The sequence below is a fragment of the Mucilaginibacter sp. P5_A4 genome (assembly GCF_056400605.1).
The window spans coordinates 43,742-61,136 of sequence record NZ_JBFUKX010000040.1 but is presented as its reverse complement, the minus strand read 5'-3'; the positions used below and the strand labels follow the sequence as shown (position 1 = coordinate 61,136).

Below are 17,395 nucleotides of genomic sequence, written 5' to 3'. Positions count from 1 at the left end.
CCTTCAGTAACTTTATGTCGTCTGGTAACGCTAACTCTTCCACTACCTCTGCTTTGATTACTGCCGGTTTTTTCTGCTTCTTTTGCTTTGACATCACCATCCGGTGGATCTGAGTGCGGGATATTCCATACTTTGATGCTAAAGTACGATAACTTAAATCGCCTACATTACGGTCTTCAAGAATCAATTTTGCTAATTTCTCATCCATGTTTGTTTACTTAATGTGTAAACCTATTTCAGGACAAGACATCTGGGCTTTTACAAAAACGCAAATAGCTGATAATCAATAAAAATAGTGTTCCACCCCTATTTTGACAAAAAACCTAAAGTCCTGATTATCATAGCAAATAGCGTTCCACACCGTTCGGGGCGTACCAGGCGTTCCGATGGAACGCCTCATTCACGGTATTATCAAATTGAGGCAGTCACCGCCTTCATTTTTTTCAATGCTGTTTTGGCTACCTTAAGCGCATCCTGGCCGTAATAGCTTTTGTTAAATACTTCAAAGGATAGGACTAAGGGTTTATCGGGATGCCTGGCCAATTGCAGGAGTTGCTTTATTGGAGCAATACCATCGCCCACATAAATCCTATCTGGCTCCGAGATCTGCTCAGGACTGATACCGGCAGGGTAATCATTCACATGAAAGATCTCCAGCGCGGGCTTCCCTACAAAAGCCAAACTTTCAACCGGCGACTGCCCCTTATAAATATGGAATACATCCAGCAAAATGCGTGCATCAGCATCGCCGCAGGCTGCTGCCACATACAGCACCTGACTCACCTGTTTAAGGTTTACCGAACCTCCCCACATTTCCAGCTGTGGGATAACACCGCTTTGCTTGCCCATTTTAAGGATGGCATTATAACGTTCGGCAATGGTATCCAGGCTAATAGCAGGCAGTTTTGTGGCACCCGCAGGCGGAGCGGCTATGCGGTGGCAACCAATTTTAGCCAGCATATCCATATCTGCCTGTAACTGTGCCTGGGCTTTCTGCCTGATAGCGTTGTCATCAACTATCCAGGGTGCAAAGCCGATGGCATCCTCCACCTTAAGTCCAAGGCCGTCAATGATCTTTTTTGCTTCGGATAACGAACCGCCATTTTGCAGGTATGCCTGCAGTGTATCCAGCCATATCTCTACAGATGTAAAACCTGCTTTAGCGGCAACTTCCAGCTCCTTCACAAAACCAAGGTTATGACCGCGGATAGTGCTCATATTTAGCGAATATACAAAACCATGATCGTTTTTCTTATCCACCTTAATCGATGCAGCAACATTGCCGCCCAACGCAGCCGCGCCTGCCGCTAAACCCATCTTTTTCAACACCTGTCGCCTGTTTAATCCCTCGATCATTTTTAATATTTTAAGCTCTTGATATAGGCTATGGTAACCGGGATTTGGGTAGCATATGACGGACTTTCATCCTCGATAAAATAGTGTTTAACGCCTGCTTTTCTTGCAGCCTTCAATACCTGGGGGATATCAATTTGCCCGGTGCCTAATGCTACATCATTTTTGGTATCGGTTCCCCCGGTAAGATCATTGGCCACACCTTTGCGGATATCTTTCAGGTGCACCAGTTTAATGCGCGATGGATATTTGTTTATCAGCTTAGCCGGATCCTGTCCGCCATGGAACGACCATAGAAGGTCGATCTCGAAGGATACATACTTAGGATTGGTGTTTTTGGCGATATAATCGAACAGGGTGCCATCCTCATAAGGGCCAAATTCGTAACCATGGTTATGGTAGCAAAAGGTAATTCCGGCTTCTGCGAGGATCTGTCCTACCCGGTTGAAATCTGCAACAGCCTTTTTGGCATCCTCCAGCGTAAACTCCTTACCGTGAGGGATCCAGGCCACCATTACATATTCAGCACCCAGTATCTTGGCTTGCTTAATAACATCGCCCGGGCTTTTTACAATATCATCATACCCGGCACCTATAGATGGGATGGTTATACCGCGCTCATTACACAGTTTCCTGAATTCTTCGGGCGGCATGCCTTTGGGCTCCTGGCCCTCCAGCTCAGTTATCCCCATGGCTTTAATGGTATCCAGCACAGCTATAGTAGCTTTAGGCATACTGCCACGAAAAGTATAGGCTTGTACACCAACTGACCCAACAAAAACCGGCTTGCCACTTTGCGCGAAAGTTTGCGTTGATAGCAAACCCATTGCCAGGCAACCCATTGTGATTACAGATAATTTTTTCATGACCAGCGTTTTACTTAATTATTGAATATTATTGATCAAACCGGATATCACTTAGTTTTAGGATCCCGTCGTTTGGTTTGGTACGTTTAATAGCAAATATGAATACATTATGTTTGCCGGTAATTGGTTTCTGTACATCACCACTTAACCAGGCCTGTTTATCCCAGCCGCCTGTATCGCCATAAACTGTAGAGCAAATAACCGGCCCGGCCTGGGAATCCATACGAACCTCAATCTCACCATCGATGCCTTTTGAGGCATACTGGAAGCTGAGCTTTTTGATATTTGTTAAGTCGACATCCTTGAATAATACAAATGACTTATGACTACCTTGTGAAAGGTCGTTATTATAACGATTGAAGCCCTTCAGTTCATCTGCGTAAATGGCCTTTACATCTGCTGTGCGTAAAGTAATCACATCAGTGCCCGTAAGCGGGCCAACTGCTTTGCCGCCTTTATCGGTGTATGACGCCAGTATGGTGTACTGCCCGTGTGGCTCTGTATCGTTAAACTTCAGGTTCAGGCTGCCATTTAAAGGTAATGGCATCGCCTTGCCCTTCTTATCAGTTAAAGAGAATATGTATTTTACAATCTCTTTTGTATCGGCCCTTGACAATTGCGGATGAGCGCTCATCACATGCTCGGTTCCCCAGCTGCCTGCGCCACCTGCAATTATTTTTTTGGATAGCTTATCGGTAGCGCCTTTTTCTGCCTTGTAGCGGTTTGCTATGGCGGTAAAGCTTGGCCCAACTGCAAGTTTATTAATCATATGGCACGATTTACAATCGCTTGATGCCATTAAGGCCTTACCCGGATAGCTAACCTCTGTGGCCGATAAAGCTGCCAGGCTTTGCACGGTTTTACCATCTGCAGATGGTTGCGGGTTATAAATGTAAAATAGTTTTACATGTTTGGGATCAATCCTGCCATCCTCTTTATCCTTCACTACTATTTTGTACTTAAAGGGCTGGCCTTTCCAGATGAAAGATTTGTTATCAGTGCTGGCAATAGTTACAACAGGCCTGGTATTACCAACTCTTACCATTACAGTATCCCTGCCCGTTAGCCCTCCTTTATCTTTCACCTTTAATATGGCTTTATACACACCGGGTTTAGTGTAAACATAGCTTGCAGATGCAGTTGTTGCGCCAACTGTTTTACCATCAAACAACCATTGGTAAGTTATTGCATCATCATCGTCCTGGTCTTTACTATCCCGGCTGTTAAAAATTACCCTAAGCGGGGCCTGGCCTGAAATTTCCTTTTTAACGGGCATTTCCTTCAATTCGGCTGTCAAATATTTGGTATGCTGATAGTAGGATTGCATGGCCGTATCTGTGATACCAGCTTTAGCAATAGGTGCGCGGTTACCTGTATTATATTCAATTTTCACCAGGCGGGCATCTTCATTTTGTGCACCGTAAACAGAACCATACTCCAGCATATACAATGCACCATCAGGACCAAATTGCATATCAATTGGCCGCCTGAAATCGCCATTAGCTGGCATAAAAGCTTCATTACGGAGGTAATTCTCATCCTTATCAAACTTCAGATTAATAACCCAGTTACGCATCCAATCGGCCATAAATAATGTACCGCTGAAATACTCAGGGAATTTATTCGGGTTTTTAACATTAACATCGTACTCATAAAAATCACCGCCGATAGCGCACCTGCCACCCATCCCTAATTCGGGAAACTGGTCAGACGCAGCATACGGGTACCAGATCATGGCTGGTGTGGCCGGAGGCAGCAGATTTAAACCTGTATTATTAGGCGAATTATTTACAGGTGCCCTGGGATCAAAATTAGGCCCTGGCGTATTGGTTACAAAATCCCAATGCGAATAGGCGAAGTTATTGCCTACAAAATATGGCCAGCCAAAATTCCCGGCCTTGCGGGCCTGGTTAAATTCATCGTAGCCACGCGGGCCGCGCGGCGAATCTTTACCGGCATCCGGTCCAACCTCGCCCCAATATAACACCGAAGTTATCGGGTTTACCGCAATTCTATAAGGGTTACGGCAGCCCATCACATAAATCTCGGGTTTGGTTTTGGCCGTGCCTTTAGGGAAAAGGTTGCCCTCGGGTATAGTATAGGTACCATCAGCTTCGGGGTGAATCCGTAGTATTTTACCTTTAAAATCATTGGTGTTACCCGCACTACGCTGTGCATCTAAACTATAATGCTCCTGGCCTGGGCGCTCATCCAACGGAGCATAACCATCAGCCGGGAACGGGCTCGAACTGTCTCCCGTTGATAAATACAGGTTGCCATTTTTATCCCAGGCTAACGAGCCGCCATGGTGGGCACCGCTCACTTTTTGTACAGGAACTTTTAACAGGACCTTTTCTGATTTTAGGTCGAGTACATTTGCAGGGCTAACCTTAAAGCGCGAGAGCTGGAAGTTGAGCGGTTCGACAGTTTGCCCGGCTGGCATGTAATAAATATATACAAACTGGTTACTTTCAAATTTAGGGTCGAGCGTTAAACCGATAACCCCTGTCCCCCCTTCATAAGTAATAGGGAATTTATGGATCACCTTAAACTGGCGGGTGTGGGTATTATAGACCGAGAAATTACCCATCAGCTGGGTGAAAAACACGCGCCCGTCCTTAGCCGTTGCCAGCTCCATTGGGGATGCTATGTTACTTACCAACACCGTTTTTATAAACCGGGTTTGATCTGGCGATACCTTTGAATAGGATTTACTATAATCCAACGATTTGCCATTACCCATAGCATACCGGATACCACCCAGCAGCTGGCCCAGGAACAAAGGATCGCTGTAACTTTCATCGGTATGACCACAGCCTGTGTAAAATGAGCGACCGCCATCAAACTCATGAAACCAGGTAATGGGATGATTTGCGCCATTGGTGCCCCCATCATACGTATTCTCATCCAAACTGGCCAGCACATGAATGCCACTGTAAATGGATTTATAGTTATACCATTCGTCGGTACGCTCCCAGCGGGCAGGCAGATTTGCGGTTATGAGGTTTGTTCTGTCGGTAACATCAATAGTTGCCTTCCGAATGTTTGAATTATTTGGATGACTTGAAAAATAGGCACCAACCAGTTTGCCGTACCATGGCCAATCGTATTCGGTATCGGCAGCAGAGTGTACGCCCGCGTAGCCGCCACCCGCCTGTATATAGCGTTCAAAGGCTGCTTGCTGTACAGCATTAAGCACATTGCCGGTAGTGCAGTTAAATATTACGGCATCATACTTTTTTAAATTATCATCAGCAAAAGCGTCAGCATTAGCAGTGGTATCCACCTCAAAATTATTCTCTTTACCCAGCTTTTGAATAGCAGCTATACCAAAAGGGATGCAGGAATGGTGCCAGCCCAATGTTTTTGAAAAAACCAGTACACGCTGCATGGGTACAGGCTTTTTAAAAGAATATAGTCCAAAGCTGAGCCCTATCAATAAAATAGAGGTGAGTTTTAATTTTAAAGACATTATTTGAGAGATTAGTTGATGTTTAATTTATTACCTACCGGTCGCCACAGCAATATATCCTATTAAAAATTCCACATAAAAAGCTGATCCTTAATGATAAAAACGTATTATGTAGGGGCAAAAACGTATCGGCAGATTAATTGGCTAATACAATATTAGTATTTATAACTCATCACTGTGTAATAAATACACGCTTATTTGAGGGCCTGTTTGTTTTGTAAATGAATTGTTACCAATGGGATTTATAAACACGCGGTAAACGCTTATAAAACTGTCGGAAACTGATCTGCAATTGTCGTAAAGAGCCATCTGTTATTTTAATGACCAATAGTATATTTGATTCATGCAAAACTTGTTTAACCATTTTATTAAAATCACCGTTTTTATCCTGACAGCTATGACAACAGCCAATAAAACCCAGGGCCAGGAAATGGGCCGCTATGCCAATGTAAACGGCATAAAAATGTATTACGAAATCCATGGTAGTGGTCAGCCATTGGTATTGATCCATGGTGGCGGGTCAACCATACAAACTTCTTTTGGGAAGATAATGCCGGTGCTTGCCAAAACTCATAAGGTTATAGCTGTAGAACTTCAGGCTCACGGGCATACAAGCGACAGGGACGCCCCTACAAGTTTTGAGCAGGACGCGGATGATGTAGCCGACCTGCTTAAACAACTGAACATTACCGGAGCAGATATCCTGAGCTTCAGCAATGGAGGTAATACAGCCATGAAAATAGCCTTAAGACATCCCGAACGTGTGCGCAAACTTATCCTGGCATCGGCATTTTATAAACGCGAAGGTATGTACTCCTGGTTTTGGGAAGGGATGCAGCATGCGAAACTGGAACAGATGCCCAAATTATACCAGGATGCATATTTAAGTATCCCTGGTAATACCCAGGCCGGGTTGCAAAGTATGCACGATAGAGATGCCGGAAGGATGCAAACTTTTGTGGATTGGAAAGAAGAAGACATCAGATCGATACAGGCTCCAACGCTGGTAATTGTTGGCGACCAGGACGTGGTGCGCCCGGAACATGCAGTAGAAATGTACCGCTTGTTACGTCATGGCCGGTTGTCAATATTCCCTGATAACCATGGCAGTTATATGGGTGAAGCGATGTCGCCAAATCCCGATAGTAAAGTGCCGGAGCTGTTTGTTGCAATGCTGGAAGAATACCTGGCAGCACCGATGCCGGAGACTAAGTAAAGCATTATTTCATTTTAGTATTTAGCTTAAAAAACATAAGTTTGATGCTTATATAAATCATTCATACTTAATGAGCCAGGTAAGCGATCTATCAACTGTTCCATCATTTATCCGCAATACAGTAGCCCATATTCACCCAGAAAGCCAAACCTTTATGATCCATAAAGTGAATGATACCTGGGTAGAGATTAGTTACGGCGAGGCTTTAGAAAAGATCGATGCTATATCTGCGTGGCTACTTAGCCTGGGTATTCAAAAAGGCGACCGGCTTTCCCTCATTATCGAAAATGGCCCAAACTACGTTTATTATGACCAGGCACTGCAGCAGATAGGTGCGGTTAACGCCTCTATATATCCAACCCTTACCGAAAACGAAATTGAATATATCCTGAATGATTCCGGCGCTAAAACCATTATTGCCGGCAATCCCTTCCTTTTCCGTAAGGTGCTTAAAATAGCCAACAACTGCGCTTCACTTATCCGCATTATTCCTGCATTTGATGATTTTGAAAAATACAGCAGCAAGCTAAACCTCAATGCGGGTGTTATCGGGTTCGACCAGGTGATCAGCGAGGGGTTGGTATTGGTAAGGCAATATCGCGAAGCCATTAGCGCTGCCCGTGAAGCTATTTTACCTACAGATCTATCCTGCCTTATTTATACGTCTGGCACCACAGGGATCCCTAAAGGAGTAATGCTTACTCATTATAACCTCACCCAGAATGCTTTAAACAGTGTTATCCAGATTCCGTTTGTATCAAAGACCGACCGTTTCCTTTCGTTCCTGCCGTTATCACATGTGTTTGAGCGTACCATTTATCATATCGCCATTTTAAAAGGTTCACAAATTGCCTTTGCCCAAAGTTTAGAGTTGTTGGCAAAAAATATGGCAGAGGTTAAACCTACCATATTATGCTGCGTACCACGCCTGCTCGAACGCATACATGATAAAGCCATCAAAAGCGGAACATCAGCAGGAGGCCTTAAAACCAAAATATTTTTATGGGCGTTTGAGATTGGTAAAAAGGTACGCTTGGTGCTGGAAGCAGGTAAAAAACCCGGGCCCATTTTAAAAACACAGCACGTGATAGCAGAAAAACTGGTATTCAGCAAGATAAAAGAAAAAACCGGCGGTAAATTACAGTTCATGGTATCGGGCGGAGGTGCGCTGCCTAAAAACATCGGTGAGTTTTTTGGCGATCTGGGTATTGTGATACTTGAAGGCTTTGGGCTAACAGAAACCTCTCCGGTTATGGCCGTTACCGAACGGCATAGGGTAATTTATGGCACTGTTGGCCGTATTATTCCGGGCATTGAAGTTGCAATTCAAAATGTAGACACCAAAAAGATCTATACCGTCCAAACCCACGATAATTTCAGGGAAGACCTGGTTACCGAAGAAGGCGAGATCATTGTACGCGGCCACTGTGTAATGAAAGGCTACTGGCACAAACCGGGGGAAACCGCTACGGTGATTGATGCTGATGGCTGGTTCCATACCGGCGATATCGGCCGCTTTTTTCGGGGCAACCTGCAAATTACCGACCGCCTTAAAAACATGCTGGTGAACGCCTATGGCAAAAACATCTATCCTACCCCGGTTGAAAACACCTATCTTAAAAGCCCCAAAATTGAACAGGTATTTTTAGTGGGCGATAAGCGCGAGTACATTGCAGCTATTATAGTGCCCGGCAAAGAAACCCTGCAGGAAGCCTTTAATCTGAAAAACGAATTTTTCGAACGATCAGACGTTTTTATTGAGGATAAAGAGATCATTGACTGGATTGGCCTAGACATTCGTAAGCTAAGCAACGAACTTGCCAAATTTGAACGCGTAAAATCGTTCAAAGTAAAGCGCAACCCTTTCAGTATGGAAGAAGGCGAAATTACCCCTACCATGAAAGCAAAACGCAAAGTGATAGAAAAGAAATACGCGGCGGATATTGATGATATGTATGCGGGAGAAGCGAATGCCGATGATTAATGATTTTATTTGAAGATTCGACGGTTTGAAGATGTGCTTCTATCTTGTTGGACAAACTCAAACTATTTTGTGACTTAATCTTCAAAAATCTTAAAACCGGGTAATTTTTACTAATTTTGTTAGCATGAAGCGATCTGGCAGTGCTGACTTACCTTTACACTATGGCTATGTACCCATATGGCTTGCCGAACGTATGGCAAAGTTAGGCTTGGCAGTAATCGAAAATATTGTGATTGATTATGGTAAAGACGAAGTGCTGCGCCGTTTGAGCGATCCGTTCTGGTTTCAAAGTCTGGGTGCTGTTATGGGGATGGACTGGCATTCCTCCGGAATAACTACCTCTGTAATGGGTGCGTTGAAGAGGGCCATTAATCCACATAGTCGCGAACTGGGTATTTACGTTTGCGGCGGCAAGGGCAAGCACTCCAAACAAACCCCGGCAGAACTGTTAAAGATCAGCGAATCTACAGGGCTTGACGGTAACTACCTGGTTAAATGCAGCAAACTAAGCGCCAAGGTTGATAATACAGCCATACAGGATGGCTTCCAGCTATATACCCATAATTTTATTTTGAGCGATACCGGTAAATGGGCTGTTGTGCAACAAGGTATGAGTGATGCCAGCAGTACAGCCCGACGCTACCACTGGCATTCGGAGCACCTCACCTCTTTTGTGGATGACCCGCATACTTCTATCTATGGAAAAAATACCGGTTTGATACTGAATATGACCGATAAACTTGCTGATTCTGCCAGAAATGGAGTGATGCAGATTGCAGGTGAAAACCCGGAGGTGATGATCAGGGAAATTGGCCGATTGATTATGCCGAGTCACCATGAAGTAAAGGCTAAAGATGTGGACCTTAAACGCCTTGGCGCGGTACTTTGGCTTGCCCATGAAAAACAACCCGCCGAATTTGAGGATCTGCTGTTACTGCAAGGCCTGGGGCCACGCACTTTGCAATCATTGGCGCTGGTAAGCGAGGTGATTCACGGTACACCATCGCGGTTTAAAGACCCTGCAAGATTTTCTTTCGCGCATGGCGGAAAAGATGGCCATCCTTTCCCGGTACCTATCAAGGTTTATGATGAAACCATCAGTATCTTGCAAAACGCGGTTTACAAAGCAAAACTGGGCTTGTCTGAGCAAAACGAGGCTATTAAACGATTACACAAAATTGCAGCGAATGCCGAAAAAGACTTTACACCTAACGCCAATTTTGACCAGGTAATAGCCAAAGAACGTGAAGATTCCTGGAAATATGGAGGCAGAACGGTGATGGGTAAAGCAAAGCCGCCGATACAACAGCAATTAAAACTATTTTAAGGTTGCACTAATCATTTTAGCCGAATCGAGATGGGCTTGTAATGACAGTATAGTTTTCTGTGCAAATGCTGACACGTTCAAACTTTTATCCTGCGTGGCAGCTTTAAACAGGTTTATTTGTCGCTCATGCTGGCCTATAATTATTTCTAAATAAGCTTTATCAAATTCAGCAGCCTTCTTTTTTTCCAGGCCGGCTATCATTTGCAAATGGGCCGGATATATCGTATCGGTAGTGGCTGCAAAATTGTCAGTCGCAAATTTTTTAAGATCATCAGCCAGCAGGCTATGATCATCTATCATGGCTTTAGCAAATTGGATTACCCGCTGATTTTTTGAGTTAGAAATAGCCAATCCCGATGCCTTCACAGTTGCATTACTTGCTTCTGTACCATTTTTAAGAAATAACAAACCACTGTCATCAACAAGTACTTTATTATTATAATTATTCGCCCGTTTGTTACTCTGACACGATTGAACCAAAATCAGGGTAACCGCGCCCAATATAAGACCTGTTATTTGCTTCATTTATAATTAGATTATGCTACTGTTCAGGTTTAACAAAAAAACTCCTGTCTGGTTTACCAGATAACGTAATTATTAGTAATGCCTGCTACAGCAACAACAGAGCAGATCCGAAAACACAGAGGTAAAAACCTTCCGAAGCTCGATTTGCTAAATAAAAAAACCACTTTGCTATACCAAAAAAGGTATTACAAAGTGGTTATATCTTCAGCAGATAGGTGATCTTTTAAAACACCTGGTCAAACTGGTTAACGGCATCCTTGCTTTCCAGTAAAGAGTGGCCCATTAAAAATTCATCTACTTTGCGGGCAGTTTCACGACCCTCTGAAATGGCCCAAACAACCAGCGATTGTCCACGGCGCATATCGCCGGCGGCAAACACTTTGCTTACGTTGGTACGGTAAACGCCTTCTTTAGCTTTAACGTTCTTACGTTCGTCGAGTTCAACGCCTAATTGTGCTAATAAACCAGTAGGCTGAGGATAAAGGAAACCCATTGCCAGGAATACACGCTGACAAGGTATTTCGCGCTCAGAGCCTTCAACTGTATTAAATTTTAGGGGCCGGCCCATAACATCCTGCTCCCAGGATACATCAACAACTTTTAATGCCCTAAGGTTGCCTTTTTCGTCGCCCAGGAACTCCAGGGTATTAACTCCCCAAAAACGTTCTGCACCTTCCTCGTGCGAGCTGGTAGTCTTCAGGATCATTGGGTATGTTGGCCACGGCATGTGTTGTGTACGTTGCGCCGGTGGCTGATACATTACCTCAAATTGCTTAATAGATTTTGCACCCTGGCGATTTGAAGTACCCACACAGTCGCTGCCGGTATCACCACCACCAATTACTACTACATCCTTACCTGTAGCCAAAATATCATCGGCATCTACACTAATATTGCTTACGCGTTTGTTTTGCTGTTTTAAAAAATCCATAGCAAAATGGATTCCTTTTAATTCCCTGCCAGGGATCGTGAGGTTACGTGGTACAGTTGAACCACCAGCCAATACCACAGCATCGTTATTGCGTACCAGTTCGTCGGCTGCTACATTTACACCCACTTCGCTGTTCAATTTAAACACAATACCGTCTTTTTCCATTACCTCGATACGGCGTTCTACAACATTTTTCTCCAGTTTAAAGTCTGGAATACCGTAGCGTAATAAACCACCTGGTTTATCATCACGCTCATAAACGGTTACTGCATGACCGGCTTTCACCAATTGGGCAGCCGCTGCCAATCCGGCCGGACCAGAGCCAATAACGGCTACTTTTTTACCAGATTTAACTAAGGGTGCGGTTGGCTTAACCAGGTTTTTCTGGTAAGCTATCTCGATAATATGTTTCTCAATTTCCTCAATTGCTACAGCCGGTTTGTTAATACCTAAAACACAGGCCGATTCGCAAGGTGCAGGGCATATGCGTCCTGTAAATTCAGGAAAATTATTAGTTGATGATAAAATATGGTAAGCCTCTTCCCAGTTTTTACGATACACGGCATCGTTAAACTCTGGAATAATATTACCCAGCGGACATCCCGAATGGCAAAAAGGGATCCCGCAATTCATACACCTGGCCGATTGCTGATTTAGCTTCTCATCGGTATACAAATTAACAAACTCATTATAGTTTTTTACGCGTTCAGTAGCGGAAACCTTCGTTGGTAATTCCCTGTTAAACTCCTGAAATCCTGTTGGTTTTCCCATTGAAATTTAGCCTATTGTTTGATATTGTAATTTCTCTAATACTCTTTTATACTCTTTTGGATACACCTTCACAAATTGGGTTGATGCCTCATTCCAGTTGTCTAATATCTGCTGGGCAAGCTTGCTGCCTGTTAAGCTGATATGCTTGCGCAATAAAGCCAGTATCTGCTCTTCATCCTGTAATGATAAAGGATCAAGATCCACCATCTCGGTATTGCAGTTTTCGGCGAAGCTGTTATCGGGGTTGAATACCCAGGCTAAACCACCACTCATACCTGCTGCAAAATTGCGCCCGGTTTTACCCAGGATAAGCGCCCGGCCAGCGGTCATATATTCGCAGCCATGATCGCCAATACCCTCAACAACTGTTGTTGCGCCGGAGTTACGCACTGCGAAACGCTCGCCTGCCATGCCACCTACAAATACTTCACCTGATGTAGCACCATAAAGTGCAACGTTACCAATGATGATATTATCTTCGGGAACAAATGTTGCGTTTGCTGCCGGATAAATTGCCAGCTGTGCTCCGCATAAACCTTTACCTACATAATCATTGGCTTCGCCTTCAAGCTCAAAGGAAATCCCTTTTGTTGCAAACGCGCCAAAGCTTTGCCCGGCCGAACCTTTGAATTTATAGTTGATGGTATTGTCGGGCAATCCTGCCGAGCCATATTTTTTAGAGATCTCGTTTGATAAAAGCGTGCCGACAGTACGGTTAACGTTGATTACATCGAACGATGCAAATACAGGCGTTTTATCTTCAAGCGCAATTTTTGCGGTCGCTAATAGTTGCCAGTCAAGTATTTCGCTCATACCATGATCCTGTTGCTCACTGTTATACAGTGTCATTCCTTTGGTATTGGTAACCGGGTGCAATATGCCACTCAGATCTATCTTTTTAGCTTTCCAGCTATCCAGGTGATCTTTCACTTTCAGGAACTGAACACGACCAACCATCTCATTAATAGTACGGAAACCAAGCTCAGCCATAATCTCCCGAAGTTCTTCGGCCATAAAGCGGAACAGGTTAACCACATGCTCGGGCTTGCCGCTGAATAGTTTCCTCAATTCAGGATCCTGTGTAGCAACACCTACAGGGCAGGTATTTAAATGACACTTGCGCATCATTATACAGCCACCGGCTACAAGCGCAGCTGTAGCAACACCCCACTCTTCGGCACCCATTAAACAGGCTATCGCCAAATCGCGGCCTGTTTTTAACTGGCCATCTGTTTGTAACACTACACGGCTACGCAGTTTGTTACGTACCAGTGTTTGGTGAGCCTCGGTTAAACCAAGTTCCCACGGTAAGCCTGCATGTTTTACAGAGCTTATTGGCGATGCACCTGTACCACCATCGTATCCTGCAATCAGGATCACATCGGCATGTGCTTTGGCAACACCAGCAGCTATAGTACCAACACCGGCTTTTGATACCAGCTTCACGTTAATACGTGCGGCACGGTTGGCATTCTTAAGATCGAATATCAGTTGGGCCAAATCCTCGATAGAGTAAATATCGTGGTGTGGTGGCGGCGAAATCAGGCCAACTCCTGGTGTGGAGTGGCGTGTTTTAGCAATCCAGTCATCAACTTTATGACCCGGTAGCTGTCCGCCTTCACCTGGTTTGGCACCTTGCGCCATTTTAATCTGCAGCTCATCGGCATTGGTAAGGTAATTTGAAGTTACCCCAAAACGGGCCGATGCCACTTGCTTAATAGCCGAACGCATTGAGTCGCCGCTGGCCATTTTTTCGTAACGCATTTCATCCTCACCGCCTTCGCCGGTATTGCTTTTACCACCTATGCGGTTCATAGCGATAGCCATAGTACTGTGTGCCTCGTGAGATATAGATCCGAATGACATAGCGCCTGTTGCAAAACGCTTCATGATGTTTCCGGCAGGTTCAACCTCATCAATAGAGATGGCTTCACGGTGATGGGCAAAATCAAGCAAACCACGTATCGTGAAATGCTTTTCAGTTTGCTCGTTAATTACCTTAGCATAGTTTTTATATACCGAGTAATCATTACTACGGGTAGCATGTTGTAATAAATGTACGGTAGTTGGGTTAAATAAGTGAGCTTCGCCCCTGCGTTTCCATTGGTAAATACCACCCTCTGGTAGTAAGTTATCAGCAGTTTTAGCATTAAAACCAATGCGGTGTTTACAAAGTGCTTCGCGGGCAATTTCATCTAAACCTAAACCACCTATACGGGTAACAGCTCCGCAGAAATAGCGATCAACAACACTTTTGTTTAAACCTAATATTTCAAATACCTGTGAACCATGGTATGATTGCAGTGTAGAGATCCCCATTTTGGAGAAGATCTTCAGCAAACCATCATTTACAGATTTTACATAGTTTTTTTGTAATGTTTTAATATCAAGGCTGGTTTCTAAACTGCCGTTGTTTTTAACAGTTTCGATTGTAGCCAAAGCCAGGTATGGGTTGATTGCTGTTGCACCGAAAGCCAGCAAACAGGCAAAGTGATGTACTTCCCATGCATCTCCTGTTTCAACCACTAATCCAACCGCACCACGACGGCCTTTTTTGATAAGATGGTGATGTACGGCAGACACAGCGAGCAAAGTAGGAATTGGAGCATGTTCGGAATCAACAGCACGATCCGACAGGATCAATACCTCAAATCCATCATCAACGGCATCTTCGGCGTAGCGACAAAGCCTTGCAATCCCTTTTTCTAATGAACCAGGCATGCCATCGGCCACAAAATAAGTTTGCAGTGTTTTAGCGTGAAAAAGACCGGTATCAATACTGCGCAGTTTTTCTAACTGGTGATTTTTTAATATGGGGTGTTTTAAAACCACGCAATGGCAATGCATTTTATCTTCATCAAGCAAATTGCCATTGTTACCAATAAAGGTAGCAAGGCTCATTACCAAACGCTCACGGATAGGATCGATAGGCGGGTTGGTAACCTGGGCAAAAAATTGCTTAAAGTAGCTTGACAAATGCTGCGGCTTATCAGATAAGATGGCCAAAGGCACATCAGTACCCATTGAGCCAACAGGCTCTTTACCATCAACAGCCATAGGCTTTATAATGGTATCAATATCCTCGCGGCTATAACCAAATACCTGCTGGTAACGAAAAACAGATGCTTCTGAAAGCTGGGCGAATGCCAAACGTGGTTCGGTAAGCTCGCTCAGGTTAATTTTATAATTCTCCAACCAGCGGCCATAAGGCTGCCTGGAAGTAATCTGTTTCTTTATTTCATCATCGGTAATGATCCTGCCTTTTTCGGTATCTATTAGCAGCATTTTACCGGGTTGTAAACGGCCTTTACGTAAAACGGTGCTTTCATCAATAGTTAAGGTACCAGCTTCTGATGCAGCTATAACGCGGCCATCGTTGGTGATCACATAACGTAAAGGGCGAAGACCATTCCTGTCTAACAAAGCGCCTACCAGCTTACCATCGGTAAAGGTGATAGCGGCCGGGCCATCCCAGGGCTCCATTAATGTTGCATGGTACTCGTAAAATGCTTTTTTCACCGGATCCATGTGTACGTTGCCGTCCCATGCTTCTGGTACCAGCATCATCATTACATGAGGTAACGAGCGACCAGAGTGCAACAGAATTTCAATAATGTTATCCAGGCAAGCAGAGTCCGATTGATTATTATCAATCACCGGCAACAGCATTTCCATTTCTTCGGCAGTAAAGTACGACGAAGCATATGATTTTAAGCCTGCATAAAACCAGTTTAAATTACCTGTCAGGGTATTAATCTCGCCATTATGGGCTATCAGTCGGAAAGGCTGAGCCAGTTTCCATGATGGAAAAGTATTTGTTGAGAAACGCGAGTGGATCATGGCAAAGCCTGAAGCAATACGCGGATCTGTAAGATCAGCATAATATTTACGCAGTTGGTAGGTTGTTACCTGCCCTTTGTAAACAATGGTTTTGCAGGATAACGAGGTAAAATAAAAATGCTCGGCCGCACCTGCTATAGTTTCGGTGATGGTTTTATTGATATACCTTCTTAATATGAAAAGTTTGCGCTCAAAATCATCCGCATTGGTAATATGGTGCGGGCGGGCTATAAAAATCTGCTCAACATCGGGCTCGGCCTGCCGGGCGGTTACGCCAACAGCCATTGAATCAACGGTCAATTTGCGGTAACCCAATTTTACAAGGCCTAACTTTTCAATAGCATTGGTAATAACTATACGGCAAGCTTTCTTTTGGGCCGAATCCTTAGGAAAAAATATCATCCCAACACCATACTCACCCGGTTCGGGCAGGCTGATCTCCAGGTTTGAGCATTCTTCCATCAGGAACTCATGTGGCAATTGTATCAGGATACCGGCACCATCGCCGGTTTCGGGGTCGCATCCGCAAGCGCCGCGGTGTTCCATGTTTTCGAGCATGGTAAGCGCGTCATCAATAATCTGGTTACTTTTATGACCGTTAATATTGGTTATAAATCCAGTTCCGCAGGAGTCGTGTTCAAATTCTGGCCTATAAAGGCCCTGGTTGCTCTCAGTTTGATTCATTGTAAATTAAACCGTTTTATAAAATGGTGTAACTACGAAGTTACTGATATATAAATAAATTATAAAATTTATGGAAATTTTTAAAGATTTCTAAAAAATCAATTATTTAAATCATATTTATTTAACAAATTATCAACATAAACAAGCAATTATTATGATTTACTAAATGAAATATAATGTTTTACTATTTAGAATCAATATAAAGTTGCACCAGCCAAGCCGTAATCATTTATACAAGCGGTATATTTATTTATAACAGAATAAAATTTTGTTTGCTAAATCTATGTGGAGAGTAGACATTTATCTCATTAGTCAATGGTCGATAGTCCATAGACCATGCTATTAAACGTTTAAAATCGGGGGCGATAGCTATGGACTATCGACCATTGGCTATGGACTCTCTAAAAAACTATTAACTTCGCCAAA

At 43.9% G+C, this 17,395-nt stretch carries 9 protein-coding genes and 1 pseudogene; 3 read left to right on the top strand and 7 right to left on the bottom strand.

Annotated features, from left to right (window positions below):
* The 4 genes and pseudogenes from AC1DQW_RS20550 to AC1DQW_RS20535 all read right to left on the bottom strand — a co-directional run.
* Positions 1–208, bottom strand: a pseudogene (locus AC1DQW_RS20550) (hypothetical protein); the annotation flags it as partial.
* Between the two features lie 203 nt (positions 209–411).
* Positions 412–1,356 carry a sugar phosphate isomerase/epimerase family protein gene (locus AC1DQW_RS20545; protein ID WP_477455773.1) on the bottom strand — a complete coding sequence of 315 codons (945 nt, stop codon included), beginning with the start codon at positions 1,354–1,356 and terminating at the stop codon, positions 412–414.
* A gap of 2 nt (positions 1,357–1,358) precedes the next feature.
* Positions 1,359–2,219: a sugar phosphate isomerase/epimerase family protein gene (locus AC1DQW_RS20540; protein ID WP_477455772.1), complete on the bottom strand. Its 861-nt coding sequence runs from the start codon at positions 2,217–2,219 to the stop codon at positions 1,359–1,361.
* Positions 2,220–2,247: 28 nt separating this feature from the next.
* Positions 2,248–5,691: a ThuA domain-containing protein gene (locus AC1DQW_RS20535; RefSeq protein ID WP_477455771.1), complete on the bottom strand. Its 3,444-nt coding sequence runs from the start codon at positions 5,689–5,691 to the stop codon at positions 2,248–2,250.
* Positions 5,692–6,034: 343 nt separating this feature from the next.
* On the opposite strand from AC1DQW_RS20535, the gene AC1DQW_RS20530 reads away from it, so the two are divergent.
* The 3 genes from AC1DQW_RS20530 to AC1DQW_RS20520 all read left to right on the top strand — a co-directional run bounded on the left by AC1DQW_RS20530 (position 6,035) and on the right by AC1DQW_RS20520 (position 10,218).
* Positions 6,035–6,907, top strand: coding sequence for an alpha/beta fold hydrolase (locus AC1DQW_RS20530; RefSeq protein WP_477455770.1), 873 nt, complete (start codon positions 6,035–6,037; stop codon positions 6,905–6,907).
* A 70-nt stretch (positions 6,908–6,977) separates the two neighbouring features.
* A complete protein-coding gene (locus AC1DQW_RS20525; protein WP_477455769.1) occupies positions 6,978–8,891 on the top strand; it encodes an AMP-dependent synthetase/ligase in 1,914 nt (637 codons plus the stop codon).
* A gap of 124 nt (positions 8,892–9,015) precedes the next feature.
* The gene (locus tag AC1DQW_RS20520) at positions 9,016–10,218 is read left to right on the top strand and encodes a DUF763 domain-containing protein (RefSeq protein ID WP_477455768.1); all 1,203 of its coding nucleotides are present in this window, start codon (positions 9,016–9,018) and stop codon (positions 10,216–10,218) included.
* Here the strand turns inward: AC1DQW_RS20520 and AC1DQW_RS20515 are convergent.
* The 3 genes from AC1DQW_RS20515 to gltB form a co-directional block, all read right to left on the bottom strand.
* Positions 10,210–10,743, bottom strand: coding sequence for a DUF4142 domain-containing protein (locus AC1DQW_RS20515; protein WP_477455767.1), 534 nt, complete (start codon positions 10,741–10,743; stop codon positions 10,210–10,212). The two genes, AC1DQW_RS20520 and AC1DQW_RS20515, sit on opposite strands and share 9 nt — an antisense overlap.
* A 223-nt stretch (positions 10,744–10,966) precedes the next feature.
* Positions 10,967–12,445 carry a glutamate synthase subunit beta gene (locus AC1DQW_RS20510; protein ID WP_477455766.1) on the bottom strand — a complete coding sequence of 493 codons (1,479 nt, stop codon included), beginning with the start codon at positions 12,443–12,445 and terminating at the stop codon, positions 10,967–10,969.
* A gap of 6 nt (positions 12,446–12,451) precedes the next feature.
* Complete coding sequence (gene gltB, locus AC1DQW_RS20505) at positions 12,452–16,969, bottom strand: glutamate synthase large subunit (RefSeq protein WP_477455765.1); 4,518 nt, start codon at positions 16,967–16,969, stop codon at positions 12,452–12,454.
* Positions 16,970–17,395 lie beyond the last annotated feature (426 nt).